The sequence below is a fragment of the Actinotalea sp. JY-7876 genome (genome assembly GCF_014042015.1).
Classification (GTDB): domain Bacteria; phylum Actinomycetota; class Actinomycetes; order Actinomycetales; family Cellulomonadaceae; genus Actinotalea.
In genome coordinates, this window is the sequence record NZ_CP059493.1 from 490,723 (window position 1) to 504,958 (window position 14,236).

The following is a 14,236-nucleotide window of genomic DNA, read 5'->3' on the forward strand; positions in this document are numbered from 1 at the left end:
GAGGGTTCTGACCGCTGAGCGGTCGGAACCCTCCGGCGCATCAGGGGCGCGCGCGTCAGGAGGGCGCGGCGGGGGACGGGTAGCGGTCCGGCGGCGGGTCCAGGCGGACGACGAGGAGCGCCGGGGGGCGCGTGCCGCGGGCCAGGTGGTCCAGGACCAGGCGCTCGTGCGGCACGACGTCGGGCAGCGCGTCCAGCGGGAACCACGCCATCGCCGACGCCTTGTCCGGCTCGGCGAGGCGCGGGCTGCCCGACCAGCGCCACGCCTCGAAGAAGACGTCGCACCGCTGCTCGACCGGCGGGCCGCCGGGCTCGAACCGGTGCAGGGTCGTGAGCGGCTCGAGGTCCTCGGCTGCCACCCGGACGCCGGACTCCTCGCGCACCTCGCGCACGGCGGCGTCGACCACGGACTCCCCGAGGTCGACGTGCCCGGCGAGCAGGCACCAGTACCCGTCCATGTACCCCGTGCCCTGGCGGAGCTGGAGCAGGACCTTGTCGCGTCGCCGGAGCGCCACGTAGGCGGCGGCCACGAGCAGCGTGCGCTCCGGGGCGCTCATCGAACCGGTGCCCTCAGACCGGCTCGTCGTCCGTGGTGAAGCCGATCACCTTGTGGCTGCCGTCGCAGTACGGCTTGATGCCCGAGGCGCCGCACCGGCACAGGGCCACCGTGCGCCGCCGGCGCGGGGCGGGCTCGCCGCTGGCGAGAAGGATCTCGACGTCGCCGCGCACGAGCAGGGGGCCGTTCGGGCAGGCGGTGATGCTCGCCCAGCCGCCGTCGGCCGGCGCCTCGACGGCGGCGGCGTCGTCGGGCTGGTGGGGCGTCCGGGCACCGCGGATCTCGCTCAGGCTCACGACCGCAGTCAACCGCGGCCCGTGCCCGTCCGCGCGCCGAGGGCCCGTCCGCCGGGGCGGGCTGCGGATGCGGACGGCCACCGCCGGTGACAGGGTGACCGCGGGACGCCGCGAAGGCGCCCCCTGTCGGCGCGGGCGCAACGTGGCGCCGACGGCGTTCGACGAGGAGGACCTGAATGCGACGACCGGCTGCCCGAGGCCCGCTGAGCGAGCTCCTGCTGGAGACCCTCGCCGGTGACCCGGCCGGTGTGACCTGTCTGCCCGCCCTCCAGGCGGCGGCCGAGCGTGCGGTGGCCATGACCGACGACGTCCTGGCGGACGAGGACGTCCAGGTCTCGCTGCTGGCGCTCTACGAGCTCTCCTACCGCGGGCTCGACGGGGTCGACGAGGACTGGGAGTGGCAGCCCGACCTGCTGCGGGTGCGCGCGACGCTCGAGGGCCCGTTCGAGGCCGCGATCCGGGCCCTGGTCCCCGTGCCGCAGACCGACGCGCGCACCGCGAACGAGATCGCCGAGGCGCTGTTCGCGCTGACCGCGGCCGACGACGGCCCCAGCGTCTCGGCGTACATCGCGAAGAAGGCGACCGATGAGCAGCTGCACGAGTTCCTCGTCCACCGCTCGATCTACCACCTCAAGGAGGCGGACCCGCACAGCTGGGCGCTGCCGCGCCTGAGCGGCCGGGCCAAGTCCGCGCTGATCGAGATCCAGACCGACGAGTACGGCGGCGGCCGCCCGGGCTACATCCACGCCGAGCTGTTCGGCCGGACGCTGCGCGCCATGGGGCTGGACGACACGTACGGCGCGTACGTCGACGTCGTGCCCGCGCCGACGCTCGCGTCGGTCAACATGATGAGCCTGTTCGGGCTGCACCGGCGCCTGCGCGGCGCGATCACGGGGCACCTCGCGGCGTTCGAGATGACGTCGTCGATCCCGTGCCGCAGGTACGCCAACGGCTTCCGTCGCCTGGGATACGGCGACGACGTCACCCTCTACTTCGACGAGCACGTCGAGGCCGACGCCGTGCACGAGCAGATCGCGGGCCGCGACCTCGCCGGTGCCCTCGCCGAGGCCGAGCCTCAGGTGCGCGACGACGTCCTGTGGGGCGCGGCGGCGTACCTCGCGGTCGACGGCCTGGCGGGCGCCGCGATGCTGGCGGCCTGGGAGTCCGGCGCCAGCGCGCTGCGCCGCCCGCGCGCGGCCGCGGCCTGACGCCCCGCCCCGCCCCGAGGCACCTGTCCCCGTCCGGAAGGTGATCCGGGTTCCTCCCACTGCGTGGGCTCGCGTCAGGGCGCCGGCCGGTGCCCTCCGGCACGCAGGTAGCCGTCGAGCAGCGCGACCGTGGCCTCGTACGCGCGATCGAGGTCCCCGGTCTGCTCGACGCGCTGGGACGCCGCGTGCAGCAGCGCCACGACCAGCTCGGTCATCGTGTCCGGGTCCGGCTCGCCCAGCTCCACGAGCGCCTCGCGCAGCGGCACGAGCAGCTGGTCGTGGAACGTGCGCGACCGGTCGGCGAGCTCCTGCGTCGGTGCGACGACCGCCAGCGTGCGGGCGAGCGCGTGCTCGCCGTCGGCGACGAGCTCGAGGTTCGCCCGGAGGAAGGCGAGGATCCGGCCGCGCGGCCCGTCGGCCGCCGCGATCGCCGCGTCGAGCCGCTCGGTCCAGCGTGGGAACGAGTCGCGCACGAGCGCCGAGAGGAGGTCCTCGCGCGAGCCGAAGTACTGGTAGACGCTCGAGCGGGACAGCCCCGCAAGCTCGCCCACCTCCGCGAGCGTCGGCAGTCGCTCGGGCCGGTCCGTGAGGAGCGCCCGGGCGGCGTCGAGGAGCGCGCGCTCCCGCGCGGCCCGGTGCTCGGCGACCGTCGGTGCGTCGATGCGCGGCACGTCCACACCTCCCGTCGCGCGCGCCCTCGCCGGGCGCCGGCACCCCTCGGTGCCGAAGAAGGATGGCACGCCGGGACCGGCGCCGCCGCCGGTCCGGACCGGCTGCGCAGGCTCAGACGTCGCGTGTCAGGGCGGACCGGGCGCCGTGCACGACGTCGGCGTCCCGCTGCCAGCCCCGCGCGCCGTCCGCCGCGCACGAGGCGGACGCGACCCGGGCCGCGAACGCGAGGCCCTGCCGCAGCGTCGCCGCGTCGCGGGCGCCGTGGTGCGCGAGCCACGCCGCCAGCGCGCCGTGCAGCACGTCACCGGCGCCGAGCGTGTCGACGACCGCGACCGGCGGGACCGCGACGTCGTCGGCGCCGTGCACCTGGATCGCCGCGCCGCCCCGCGAGCGGGCCACCAGGCGCGGGCCGAGGGCCGCGACGGCGGCGAGCGCGTCGGGGGCCCGCCCGTCGCCCGGGCCCGGCAGGCGGAAGTCCGCGGACAGGAGCGCGACGTCGGTGAGGGCGAGCAGCGCCTCCAGCCCTGGCTTCCACGAGCCGCCGTCGAGCAGCACGGGCACCCCCGCCGCGCGGGCAGCGCGGGCGAGGCGGGTCGCGAGGTCGAGGTGGTGGCCGTCGACCAGGAGCACCGCGGCGCCGGTGACCGCGGCCTCGGCGTCGCTCAACGCCGCGCCGTGCGGCGCGAGCGCGGCGTTGACGGAGACCACCGCGCGCTCGCCCGTGCCCGCCGTCACGAGCACCGTCGAGACGGCCGGCGCGTCGTCCGCGCCGCCGAGGTCGCGCACCGCGACGCCGTGCGCCTCGAGGTCGGCGACGACCAGCCGCCCGAGCACCGAGCCGCCCGCACGCGTCACCAGGGTCGCGGGGCAGCCGAGGGTCGCGGCCGTGACGGCCGCGTTCGCCGCCGGTCCGCCCGAGGAGACGGCGAGACCGCGGGCCTGGACCTTCTGGTCCGCGGCGGGCACGTGGTCGACCGTCTGGACGACGTCGAGCGTCGCGAGGCCGCAGCACAGCACGGCGCGCGAGGGTGGCGACGCGGTCCGGGACGACACCGAGGGCACGGCCCGAGCGTAGGCGCGCCAGCCGCTAGGTTGGCGCGCATGACCCACGCCGAGGACCCGCGCACCGCCCCGCCGATCCGCTGGGGCGTCCTCGCCCCGGGCGGCATCGCCCACACGTTCGCCGCGGCGGTCCTGGGGCACACGCAGGGGAGCATCGTCGCCGTCGGGTCCCGCAACCGCGAGCGGGCTGCGGCCTTCGCGCAGCAGTACGACGTCCCCACGGTGCACGAGGGCTACGAGGCGCTCGTCGCCGACCCGCAGGTCGAGGCCGTCTACGTCGCGTCGCCGCACTCCGAGCACCGCGCGCACGCGCTGCTCGCGATCCGGGCCGGCAAGCACGTGCTCGTCGAGAAGTCGTTCACGCGCAACGCCGTGGAGGCGCAGGAGGTCGTGGACGCCGCGCGCGCCGCGGGCGTCTTCGTCATGGAGGCGATGTGGACGCGCTTCCTGCCGCACGTCGTGGCGCTGCGCTCGGTCCTGGAGCGTGGCGACATCGGCGAGGTCGTCACGCTCATCGCCGACCACGGCCAGGCGTTCGGCCACCTGCCCGCGACGCACCGGCTGCACGACCCGTCGCTCGCGGGCGGCGCGCTGCTCGACCTGGGCGTGTACCCCGTCTCGTTCGCGCACGACCTGCTGGGCGTGCCCGACCGGGTGCAGGCCACGGGCTCGCTGACGCCGACCGGGGTCGACGGCCAGCTCAGCATCGCCCTCGGCTACGGCGAGCGCACCCAGGCATCGCTGAGCACCACACTCTGGTCGCGGACCGCGACGACGGCCGTCATCGGCGGCACGCAGGGCCGCATCGAGATCGAGAGCGACTTCTACCGGCCGACCGGCTTCACCGTGATCCGCTCCGACGGCAGCTACTGGGCCTACGACCGCGAGGTCGACGGCGGCTTCCAGTTCCAGGCGGCCGAGGTCGCCCGGCGGGTCGCCGAGGGGGCGACCGAGAGCCCGCGCATGACCCTCGACAACACGCTCGAGGTGATGCGGACCATGGACGAGATCCGCCGCCAGGCCGGGGTGACGTACCCGGGGGAGTGAGGGGCCCCGGCGACCGGGGCTGTCGGTCCGCCGGGCTACCCTGACGCCGTGTTCATCTCCTTCGAGGGCGGCGACGGCGTCGGCAAGTCCACGCAGCTCGCCCTCCTGGCGGACCTCCTGGCCGGACGCGGTCTCGAGGTCGTGCGCACGCGCGAGCCGGGCGGCACGCCGCTGGGCGTCGAGCTGCGCAACGCCGTCCTGCACGGCGAGCACGTGAGCCCGCGGACGGAGGCGCTGCTGTACGCCACCGACCGCGCCCACCACGTCGACGCGGTCGTCCGCCCCGCGCTCGAGCGCGGCGCCGTCGTGCTCACGGACCGGTACCTCGACTCGTCCGTCGCCTACCAGGGGGACGGGCGCGCGCTCGGCGCGGACGAGGTCGAGCGCCTCTCGCTGTGGGCGACGGACGGGCTGCTGCCGGACCTCACGGTGCTCCTCGACCTCGACCCCGCGGTCGGGCTCGGGCGGCTCACCGGAGCGCCGGACCGCCTCGAGAGCGCGGGCCTGGAGTTCCACCGGCGCACGCGCGCGGCGTTCCTGGCGCGCGCGGCGGCCGAGCCCGCGCGCTGGCTCGTCGTGGACGCGGCGCTCCCGCCCGCCGAGGTCCACGCCCGGATCGCGGCGCGCGTCGACGCCCTCCCGGTACCGGTGCGATGAGCGTCTGGACCGAGCTGGTGGGCCAGCGCCACGCGGTGGAGGTGCTGCGCGAGGCCGCGACCGACCCGGGCGCCATGACGCACGCCTGGCTCCTCACCGGCCCGCCGGGGTCGGGCCGTTCGAACGCCGCGCGCGCCTTCGCGGCGGCGCTGCAGTGCACCGAGGGCGGGTGCGGCCGCTGCCAGGCGTGCACGACGACGCTCGCCGGCACGCACGCGGACGTCATGGTGGTCGCGACGGAGAAGGTGACCATCTCGATCGACGAGGTCCGCGAGCTCATCGGCGTCGCCCAGCGCGCCCCGTCGCAGGGCCGCTGGCGGGTCATCGTGCTCGAGGACGCGGACCGCATGGTGGAGCGCACCTCCAACGTGCTCCTCAAGGCGATCGAGGAGCCGCCGCCGCGCACGGTGTGGCTGCTGTGCGCCCCCAGCCCGCAGGACGTGGTCGTCACCATCCGGTCGCGCTGCCGCGGCGTCGCGCTGCGCGTGCCGCCGGTCGACGACGTCGCCGCGCTGCTGGTCGAGCGCGACGGCGCCGACCGGGAGGTGGCGCGGATGGCCGCGCGCGCCGCGCAGAGCCACATCGGCCTCGCCCGCCGGCTCGCCCGCGACCCGGCCGCGCGGGAGCGGCGCACCCGCACGCTGCGGCTCGCCGCGGAGATCCGCGGCATCGGGGACGCCGTGCTCGCGGCCGCCGACCTCGTCGAGGTCGCGACGACCGAGGCGAAGGCCGCCACCGAGGACCGCGACGCCGCCGAGCGGGCCGCGCTCCTGCACACCCTCGGCGCCGACGGCGTCGCGACCCTGCCGCCGTCGGTCCGCTCGCAGGTCAAGCAGCTCGAGGACGACCAGAAGCGCCGGGCGACCCGGGCTCAGCGCGACGTCCTGGACCGGACCCTGCTCGACCTGCTCTCGCTGTACCGGGACGTGCTCGTGGTGCAGCTCGGCGCCGACGTCGACCTCGTCAACCCGGTGCACGACGAGATCCACCGGCTGGCGGCGGGCAGCACGCCCGAGCAGACGATCCGGCGCATGGATGCGATCGGTGAGGCGCGGACCCGGTTGGAGGGGAACGTGGCCCCGCTGCTCGCCATGGAGGCGATGGCCGTCGCGCTGCGCCCGCAGGGGTAGTCGCCCGGCGCGTCGGGTCACGCACGTTGTGACCAGATCGACGCCTGCGAGGGTCCGGACCGGAGGCCAGGACGTCGGTCCCGGCGGATACCGTGTGACTCGTGCTCCACGCCTTCCGCCGCCGCTCGACCTCACCCGCCCCCCGCCGCGCACTGCGCGCTGCCGCGACGGGAGCGGTCGCCCTCCTCGCGCTGAGCGCGTGCGTCGCACCGAAGGAGCAGACGACGCCCGAGTCGGCGTCGTCCCCCTCGGCCTCGGCGCCGGCGGACACCGTCGAGGCCTTCTACGAGCAGGACGTCTCGTGGGAGACGTGCGGCGCGTACGAGTGCGCGACGGTCCGCGCGCCGCTCGACTGGGACGACGTCGGCGCCGGGGAGATCTCGCTGGCCGTGCAGCGGTCGCTCGCCACGGGCTCCGACGACGAGCGCATCGGCTCGCTCCTCATCAACCCCGGCGGCCCCGGCTCGTCCGGGATCGAGTTCCTCGACTACGCCGTGACCGGAGTGCTGGGTGCCGACGTGCTGGCCGCCTACGACGTCGTCGGCTTCGACCCCCGCGGCGTGGCCGCGTCCTCGGCCGTGGACTGCGGCCCCGACCCCGTCGTCGACGAGTTCCTGACGGCCGACGTCGCGCTCGAGAGCCAGGCCGACGTCGACGCGGCGCGCGAGGCCGCCCGGGCCTTCGGCGAGGGCTGCCTGGACGCGACCGGCGCCCTGCTCGGCGAGGTCGACACGGTCAGCGCCGCGAAGGACATGGACCTGCTGCGCGCGGTGCTGGGCGACGACGAGCTGCACTACATCGGCTTCTCCTACGGCACCTTCCTCGGCGCGACGTACGCCGAGCTCTTCCCCGAGAAGGTCGGCCGCCTCGTCCTCGACGGCGCGCTCGACCCGGCGATGTCGAACGACGACCTCGTGGTGGGCCAGGCGATCGGCTTCGAGGACGCGCTGGGCGCCTACGTCGAGGACTGCCTCGCCGGGAGCGACTGCGCGCTGTCCGGCACCGTCGACGAGGGCAAGCAGCAGATCGCGGCCCTGGTCGAGCGCGCCGAGCGCAAGCCCCTCGACGCCGGCAACGGCCAGACCGTCAACGGTGCGCTGGCCTTCTACGGCATCGTCGTGACCCTCTACGACGACGCCTCCTGGCCGCTGCTCACCATGGCGCTGTCCGAGGCCATGGAGCAGAACACCGGCGCGACGCTGCTCGAGCTGGCGAACTTCTACCTCGACCGCACGCCGGACGGCACCTACCTCAGCAACTCGATGGTCGCCTTCACCGGGATCAACTGCCTGGACTACCCGGTCGTCGACCGCAGCTACGACGAGATGGTCGCGTTCGCGGACCAGGTGGCCGCGCAGGCGCCCACCTTCGGCCGTCACTTCGCGATGGCCGTGGGATGCGAGACGTGGCCGTTCCAGTCCGAGGCGGAGCGGAAGGAGATCGCCGCGGCCGGTGCGGCGCCGATCCTGGTCATCGGCACCACCGGTGACCCCGCGACGCCGTACGAGTGGAGCGTCGCGCTCGCCGAGCAGCTCGACTCGGGCGTGCTCATCACCTGGGAGGGCGAGGGCCACACGGCCTACGGCCGCTCCAACGCGTGCGTCGAGGACGCCGTCGACGCCTACCTGGTGGACGGGACGGTGCCCGAGGACGGGCTCGAGTGCTGACCCCCCGATGACGGTGCCGCTCTCGCTTTGGAGCCTGCGCCCGCGGTCGGTACAGTAGGGCCCGCTCGCCTCGGCGGGCGCGCCGCCTTAGCTCAGTCGGTAGAGCGTCTCACTCGTAATGAGAAGGTCATCAGTTCGATTCTGATAGGCGGCTCGCGCTAGATTCGGCCCCTCACCTGCGGAAACGCGGGGAGGGGCCGTTACTTCATCCGGTGTGATTCTTCGGCGTGGCCAGTATGTGGCCAGTGGCGGTCTGGGCTTGATGCTCAGCGAGAGCCGCCACCCCCCGGGACCGTCCCGATCACGGTCGCATGGGAGCGCCTGGAGTCCGTGACCGCGCCGCTGAGCGCCGCCGACCGTGAACTGGCCGGCGAACCGTCGACCGCAGCGCTCATGCGCGCCGCGCAAGCTATGCACTGGGCGCATGTGCGCCTGGGCGACCTGGACGCGTGGGTGCACGCCAACGCCCTGATCTCCGGCAACCCGGAGGTGCTCGTCCTCCTGCACCGGGTGCGGATCGTGGGGCGGATGCTGGTCATGTTCCGCGCCCAGCACGCCGACCAGCTGCGCCGCGGTGACCTTGAGCTGCGCGCCGGTGAGGTCGGTCACGACCCGTCCCTGCGCCCACAGCAGGCACGCTGGCTGGCGGCTGACGGTGCCGTGGGCCCTGGGCGCCGGTGAGGGGCCAGGCGGTGCTGACCCAAACTTCCCGCAGGGTCCACGTCGTGCGGCCGCACCCGGGACAGATCTCGACGGGTGGTCACGGTGACAGGCACGAAGGTGCTGCACAGGCTGGGCTCGTGATCCCTGCGGCTGCCTGACCACGCGCCGCGGCAGTCCTCGAGCGCCACGGGTGGTTCGTGGAGCTGGACACTGCTGGGCGGTGACGCGCCTCTAGGGCTACTGCAGGTCGTCCTTGGCCGGACGAGCAAGGGTGGTGATGGGTGGTGCCACACGGCCCGCGCACCCGCTCAGCGCCTGGGCTCCAGTCAACTACAGGCGGTCGAAGGGGGGGCGCTTCGCGAGTACGTCGTCGAGCGTCTTGCGGGTGTACGCCAGCACAGACCACATGAAGTCCGCGACGTTGGCCCACTGCTGAACAATCTGTCCGGCCCCAAGCCATAGCACGGGTCGCCCGCCGCCAGTCACAGGCCCAGCCGTCCACAACAGGAAGAGGTCGCTGGTTACAGTGCTCGCACCGATGATCTCAAGTTGGTCGACCGGCGGAAGGTACCCCGGCGGCCAGTCCTCCTCTAGGTCCTTGAGGAGGTCACGTGTCTGCTCCCAGAGGCCGTCCGCACCAAGCTGCTCGGTGGACAGCAGGTCAGTGTCCACAAACATCGCTGACCACCCGTTGGCGTAGGTGAGCAACTCGCGGTGGATCGGATCCAAGGCATGCCTGAGTCGCCCCTCGGCCCCGGCGAGCTGGTCAGAAGTGGCGCCCTTGTGCGGAATGGTGAGTGGGTAGACCTGCGGCGCCGCTTCGTCGAGCCGCATCCGTGTCAGACCGATTTCCCCGAGCAGCGCCCTCCAGTTGGGAGCCGCGGTTGCGCCGGCTGCATCGTTCATGGTGCTCATCGTGCCACCCGTGAGCCGTCGGGGAGTTGAATCGCGGGGGCCCCGTCAGGCAACCTGATGACTGGATTCCCTGCAGAGCGCTCGACTAGCTCGAAGACGGTCGGCTTGTAGCCGACGGGGTAGTGGCCGGCCTGACCGCCTAGCGAGCTGTTCACGGTTATGGTCTCGTCGGCCCATTTCTCCGATCCCGGCCGGTTCGTCCATGTGGGATCGGGGAGGTGGCCGGCCACACCTTGGTACGGGGACCCCGCAGCACTGGCCCGCGCCCGTTCGAGCGACGCCTCCGCGTTCGCCGCGCGTCGTAGGTCGCCTTCCGTCGAAACCCGTCCCGTTTCTGACAGGCCGCCTTCGAGCCGCACTCGATTCCCTTCGTCGACATAGTCCAGCATCTGCCCGACTTCCTCGCTCGTCATCGAGTCCTTCACGCGGAAGATCACAGGCCCGTCACCGGGTGTCGGGGTCGCGAGCTCGTCTGCGGTGTACTGGCGCCTCCCTGTGGCGTCCAGGACGCCTTCCGCCGCGTCATCCGCGCGCCGGGTGGCAGCGCCGGCAGCCGTCTCTGCGACGTCATCCACCGACCGTGCCGCCGCGTTTGCGACCGCGCGGGATCCCCGGACCGCAACAGCGCCGGACCCTGCCGTAGCTATGCCGATGAGGGCGTCCGGTACGAGGTGCCCGATGGCGCGCGCGGGGCTGGTCATCCACGTGTCCCAGTCGGTAACTCCCTTACCGAACGCTACGGGGTCGGTAAGGGCAGTACCAAGACCTGCAAGGAGTTGCTGCTTATGCGCGCCCCAACCCGAGGGGTCGAGGATCAGCGACGCAACGTTCATGTCCCAGGCGAACACGATGAGGTCCTTGCCAGCCTCTGCGGTCCCGCCGACGAGTTCGGCCCAGTGGTGCCCGAGGTGGTTCCAGAAGGTGGGGCGGTACGGGAGCAGGTCAGCAAGGTCCCGCAGCACCCGAGCGGTGCGGGTAGCGGACTGTCGGACCCCGTCGTGGGCGGCATTCATGATGTCGTGCGCAGCCGCCTGTGCTGGTGTCATGACCCCCGGGGTGACGGGAGCGGCGGACGGGGCGTTGTACTTGGCAACCGCGAGGTCGGCCTGGCCGATCGCCCACTCGAGCGTCCACGCGTGCGACTTCAGTGCGGAGGCAGCTTCGCGGAAGGAGTCAGAGAGCTTGAGCGCTTTGAGGCGCGTCTCATGTATCGCGTTCGCGTACGCGTCTGCTGCGTCCCCTGACCAGTCGCCGACGTCCGCTCCGTAGGCGACGTCCACGAGGCTCTCGACGGTTCCGGCCAGACGGTTCAGTACGTCCGCGTCCGCGACTATCGGTCCGGGTGCGCCTTGAACCAGCGAGGCCGGGTCTGGCCAGCCCTCGAGTTCGCTCACGGCGCCAGTCCTGGGTCGTTCAGGTAGCAGGCTGCGTCGAGGTCGACCTCGTCGTAGCGGTTAGCTGAGGCGATGAGCGCCGCCCCATGGCCTGCGAGTTCAGCGGCAATCTGCTCGACGGCGTAGGCCCATCGGTCTGCTGCGGTGCTCGCCGCATCCCGCACGACGGGGCATTGGTACGCATCGCGTCCTGCCAGGATGGCGGACCGATCGAGCCCTTGCAGGCCGTCGGCCAGTTCGGTGACGCGACTGCCGGCGGCACGGATCAGGTCCGCGTCAGCATTGAAGACACCAGGCATAGTTCTTCCCCCTGTTGCAGGCGCTTGCTCGGCCATTTGTACTGTCCTGCGCGCGCTCCCGGCCATGGGCAGGGCACGATTGTGGACAAACGCCCCTCGAATGCGTGAACCGACTGGGTGTACTCAAGCGTCTGCGGTGCGCCCAGCCTCGACGACGGCCCAGGCGAGGTCGACGACCCATGCGGTCACGATCGGATCGTCACCGGCGGTCAGAGCAACGCTGTCGAAGTCCCCGACGCGCGCTGAGAGCGCTGAGCTGCGCGTGCTCTGTCGCAGCAGCTCATCGAGTTCAGCTGGAGATGCACCGGTTGGAAGTGGAGGCAAGCACCCGGTGCGTGCAGCCTGGGCGACGAGCACGGAGCGCACTGCGGCCCGGGCTGCGGCGAGCGCTGCCGGGGCGTCACCGGTGCGCAAGACGTTCGAAGCGGCGTCTACGGCGTCATGGGCAGCCTCGAGCGCGTGCTCCGCGAGGTCGACGTCACCATGGTCAGGGGGGATAGGCGGCTCACGTTCACGGCCTCGCACCCTCGGGTGCGGGGCCGTTTCCGTGTCCGGCCGCGTTCGCGCGTCGGGCCAACCGCCCCGCCACCGCCACCGCCACCGCCGGCCGCACGCTCGTGGTGCTTCCGTGCGCCCGACGGTGGGCGTGTGGCTGAAGGGCCCCGTGGGAGTCGCAGGAGCACCAGCCGTCACTCCAGCAACGCGCGGCGCACGGAACCGCCACCCACCCCGGTGCCCTGACCCGCGCTGCTCGTGCACCGACGCGCCCTCGGACCGGCGCCCGCGTCGGTCGGCCCGAGCCGCCGACTCCACAGGGGCCAGCGCCGACGCGCGGCGAGGCCGAACGCCGTCTTCGCGGGACGTCCACACCTGGGCCAGGATCTGCACGCACGGCACCACACCTCGACAGAACCCGCCAGATCCGCGTCGCCGCAGGTCAGAAGGGGATCCCTAGGTTGTCGACCATGAGCGAGCACGAGCCGCAGGACCCCGCACCGACCCCGCCGCCGCCCTCGGCACCGCCGCCCCCCGCCCCTGCGCCGCTCCCGCCCGCCGCTGCGCCGCGCGGGGCCGTCGTAGCGGCGGGTGTGCCGCAGGGCGCGGGCTGGCCGGGCGGGGGCGCCTACGGACCCGTCACGACGCTGCCCGTCACCGACGCGTCCGACACCCCCCTCGGGCGCTTCTGGCAGGAGTACCGGCGCCCGCTCGCCGTCCCGCAGCTGCTCGCCTTCGCCGGCGTGGGCCTCGCCGGTGGCGCGCTGCTCGTCGGGCACCGGCCCGGCCTCGGCGCCGCGGTCGTCGGTGCCGCGGTCTGGGCGCCGGCGGTCCCGGCGCTCGTGCGGCGCGGGGCGCGCACCGACCTCGCGCTCGCGGTGCTCTCGGTGGCGCTGCTCGCCGTCGTCGCGGTCCGCGACGCGCCGTGGCTCGTGGTGCTCTGCGCCCTGGCCGCGGCGCTGACCGGCACGGTCGCGGCGACGTCGTCGCGCTCGACGGCCGCGCTGCTGCTCGCCGTGCCGACCTGGTTCGCAGGGCTGGTGCGGTCGATGCCCTGGGTCGCACGCACGCTGGCGCGCTCGCCGGGCCTGCGGAGCCGGCAGACCCTGGTCGCGCTGCGGAGCGTGGGCGTCACGGTGGTGCTGGTGACGGTCTTCGGCCTGCTGTTCGCGAGCGCCGACCGGGTCTTCGCGAGCTACCTGCCGCGGCTGTCGGTCGACCTCCTGCCGGGGCAGGTCGTCGTCGGAGTGCTCGTCGCGCTGCTCGCGGCCGCGCTCGCGCACCTCGCCGTCGCGCCCGCCGCGTGGTCGGACCTGCGGCCGGGGCCGGGCCGGCCGGCGCGCCGCGGCGAGTGGCTGCTCCCCGTGCTCGCGCTCGACGCCGTGGTGGTCGGGTTCGTGCTGGTGCAGGTCGGCGCGCTGGTCGGCGGTCACGCGTACGTCGAGGCCACGGCGGGCCTGGGCTACGCGCAGTACGCCCGCGAGGGCTTCGCCCAGCTCGTCGTCGCGACGGCGCTCACGCTCGTCGTCGTCGGCGTGGCCGTGCGGCACGCCCCGCGGGCGTCCGTCGGCGACCGGCGCCTGGCCCGGCTCGCGCTCGGCGTCCTGTGCCTCGGCACGCTCGGCGTCGTCGCCTCGGCCCTGCGGCGCATGGACCTGTACGTCGAGGCGTTCGGGCTCACGCGCCTGCGGCTCCTCGTGGTGGTGGTTGAGGTCGTCCTCGCCGTCGTGCTGCTGCTCGTCATGGCCGCGGGGCTGCGGTCGGGCGAGGGCCGCGGTGCGTGGCTGCCCCGCGGCGTGCTCGGCGTCGTGGGCGTGGCGATGCTCGGCCTCGCCCTGGCGAACCCGGACGCGCTGATCCTGCGGCACAACGTCCGGGCCGACCTCGAGGTGCCGCTCGACGTCTGGTACCTGCGGGGCCTGTCCGCCGACGCCGTGCCGGCCGCCGATGAGCTCGACGAGCCGCTGCGCTCGTGCGTGCTGGCGGACATGGCCACGCTGGCGCGCGACGACGCCGCCGGGTGGAACGCGGGACGCGACGCCGCACGCCGCGCGCTCGAGTCGGGCGCGCCGGTGCGCGCCACGTCGTGGGAGACGTGTGCGGTCGGTCGCCCTTGACGGTGACCATCTGGCGCAGCGTGCGCTTGCAAGAGGCGTTCGCCCTGGCGTCGGGCTCC

General features: G+C 74.0%; 14 protein-coding genes and 1 tRNA gene. 8 read left to right on the forward strand and 7 right to left on the reverse strand.

Annotated elements, in window-relative coordinates:
- Nucleotides 1–55 precede the first annotated feature (55 nt).
- On the reverse strand, nucleotides 56–556 hold the full coding sequence (locus H2O74_RS02425) for an NUDIX domain-containing protein (RefSeq protein ID WP_182112969.1): 501 nt from the start codon (nucleotides 554–556) through the stop codon (nucleotides 56–58).
- Between the two features lie 13 nt (nucleotides 557–569).
- Nucleotides 570–851: a CDGSH iron-sulfur domain-containing protein gene (locus H2O74_RS02430; protein WP_309232697.1), complete on the reverse strand. Its 282-nt coding sequence runs from the start codon at nucleotides 849–851 to the stop codon at nucleotides 570–572.
- A 176-nt stretch (nucleotides 852–1,027) separates the two neighbouring features.
- Here H2O74_RS02430 and H2O74_RS02435 point away from each other — a divergent pair, with 176 nt between their 5' ends.
- On the forward strand, nucleotides 1,028–2,059 hold the full coding sequence (locus H2O74_RS02435; protein WP_182112970.1) for an iron-containing redox enzyme family protein: 1,032 nt from the start codon (nucleotides 1,028–1,030) through the stop codon (nucleotides 2,057–2,059).
- Between the two features lie 74 nt (nucleotides 2,060–2,133).
- Here H2O74_RS02435 and H2O74_RS02440 read toward each other — a convergent pair whose 3' ends face one another.
- Both H2O74_RS02440 and H2O74_RS02445 read right to left on the reverse strand, forming a co-directional pair.
- The gene (locus H2O74_RS02440; protein ID WP_182112971.1) at nucleotides 2,134–2,730 is read right to left on the reverse strand and encodes a TetR/AcrR family transcriptional regulator; all 597 of its coding nucleotides are present in this window, start codon (nucleotides 2,728–2,730) and stop codon (nucleotides 2,134–2,136) included.
- 112 nt (nucleotides 2,731–2,842) lie between these two features.
- Nucleotides 2,843–3,793 (reverse strand): PfkB family carbohydrate kinase, encoded by a 951-nt coding sequence (locus H2O74_RS02445; RefSeq protein ID WP_255491737.1) that lies wholly within the window; start codon nucleotides 3,791–3,793, stop codon nucleotides 2,843–2,845.
- 39 nt (nucleotides 3,794–3,832) lie between these two features.
- On the opposite strand from H2O74_RS02445, the gene H2O74_RS02450 reads away from it, so the two are divergent.
- The 6 genes from H2O74_RS02450 to H2O74_RS02475 all read left to right on the forward strand — a co-directional run bounded on the left by H2O74_RS02450 (nucleotide 3,833) and on the right by H2O74_RS02475 (nucleotide 8,975).
- On the forward strand, nucleotides 3,833–4,840 hold the full coding sequence (locus tag H2O74_RS02450; RefSeq protein WP_182112972.1) for a Gfo/Idh/MocA family protein: 1,008 nt from the start codon (nucleotides 3,833–3,835) through the stop codon (nucleotides 4,838–4,840).
- A 48-nt stretch (nucleotides 4,841–4,888) separates the two neighbouring features.
- Entirely contained in the window at nucleotides 4,889–5,497 is a 609-nt protein-coding gene (tmk, locus tag H2O74_RS02455) for a dTMP kinase (RefSeq protein WP_182112973.1), read from the forward strand.
- Nucleotides 5,494–6,627 carry a DNA polymerase III subunit delta' gene (locus H2O74_RS02460; protein WP_182112974.1) on the forward strand — a complete coding sequence of 378 codons (1,134 nt, stop codon included), beginning with the start codon at nucleotides 5,494–5,496 and terminating at the stop codon, nucleotides 6,625–6,627. The genes tmk and H2O74_RS02460 overlap by 4 nt, the downstream gene beginning before the upstream one ends.
- Nucleotides 6,628–6,728: 101 nt before the next feature.
- Nucleotides 6,729–8,294, forward strand: a complete 1,566-nt coding sequence (locus H2O74_RS02465; protein ID WP_182112975.1) for an alpha/beta hydrolase — start codon at nucleotides 6,729–6,731, stop codon at nucleotides 8,292–8,294.
- Nucleotides 8,295–8,375: 81 nt separating this feature from the next.
- Nucleotides 8,376–8,448 (forward strand) — tRNA-Thr (locus H2O74_RS02470).
- Nucleotides 8,449–8,624: 176 nt separating this feature from the next.
- Nucleotides 8,625–8,975, forward strand: a complete 351-nt coding sequence (locus tag H2O74_RS02475; protein ID WP_182112976.1) for a hypothetical protein — start codon at nucleotides 8,625–8,627, stop codon at nucleotides 8,973–8,975.
- Between the two features lie 312 nt (nucleotides 8,976–9,287).
- On the opposite strand, the gene H2O74_RS02480 is transcribed toward H2O74_RS02475, so the two are convergent.
- From H2O74_RS02480 to H2O74_RS02490, 3 genes are read right to left on the reverse strand one after another with little or no spacing between them, the layout of a single operon-like run.
- On the reverse strand, nucleotides 9,288–9,872 hold the full coding sequence (locus H2O74_RS02480; protein ID WP_182112977.1) for an SMI1/KNR4 family protein: 585 nt from the start codon (nucleotides 9,870–9,872) through the stop codon (nucleotides 9,288–9,290).
- On the reverse strand, nucleotides 9,869–11,266 hold the full coding sequence (locus tag H2O74_RS02485) for a WXG100 family type VII secretion target (protein ID WP_182114355.1): 1,398 nt from the start codon (nucleotides 11,264–11,266) through the stop codon (nucleotides 9,869–9,871). Before H2O74_RS02485 ends, H2O74_RS02480 begins: the two co-directional genes overlap by 4 nt.
- Nucleotides 11,263–11,565 carry a hypothetical protein gene (locus H2O74_RS02490; protein ID WP_182112978.1) on the reverse strand — a complete coding sequence of 101 codons (303 nt, stop codon included), beginning with the start codon at nucleotides 11,563–11,565 and terminating at the stop codon, nucleotides 11,263–11,265. Before H2O74_RS02490 ends, H2O74_RS02485 begins: the two co-directional genes overlap by 4 nt.
- A gap of 965 nt (nucleotides 11,566–12,530) precedes the next feature.
- Between H2O74_RS02490 and H2O74_RS02495 the strand changes: the two genes are divergently transcribed.
- A complete protein-coding gene (locus tag H2O74_RS02495; protein WP_182112979.1) occupies nucleotides 12,531–14,177 on the forward strand; it encodes a DUF4153 domain-containing protein in 1,647 nt (548 codons plus the stop codon).
- Nucleotides 14,178–14,236 lie beyond the last annotated feature (59 nt).

Bases quoted from the DNA above. Each gene is read 5' to 3' on its own strand.
- H2O74_RS02425 (WP_182112969.1), bottom strand. From the start codon at position 556: ATGAGCGCCCCGGAGCGCACGCTGCTCGTGGCCGCCGCCTACGTGGCG.
- H2O74_RS02435 (WP_182112970.1), top strand. From the start codon at position 1,028: ATGCGACGACCGGCTGCCCGAGGCCCGCTGAGCGAGCTCCTGCTGGAG.
- H2O74_RS02450 (WP_182112972.1), top strand. From the start codon at position 3,833: ATGACCCACGCCGAGGACCCGCGCACCGCCCCGCCGATCCGCTGGGGC.
- H2O74_RS02460 (WP_182112974.1), top strand. From the start codon at position 5,494: ATGAGCGTCTGGACCGAGCTGGTGGGCCAGCGCCACGCGGTGGAGGTG.
- H2O74_RS02480 (WP_182112977.1), bottom strand. From the start codon at position 9,872: ATGAGCACCATGAACGATGCAGCCGGCGCAACCGCGGCTCCCAACTGG.
- H2O74_RS02490 (WP_182112978.1), bottom strand. From the start codon at position 11,565: ATGCCTGGTGTCTTCAATGCTGACGCGGACCTGATCCGTGCCGCCGGC.
- H2O74_RS02495 (WP_182112979.1), top strand. From the start codon at position 12,531: ATGAGCGAGCACGAGCCGCAGGACCCCGCACCGACCCCGCCGCCGCCC.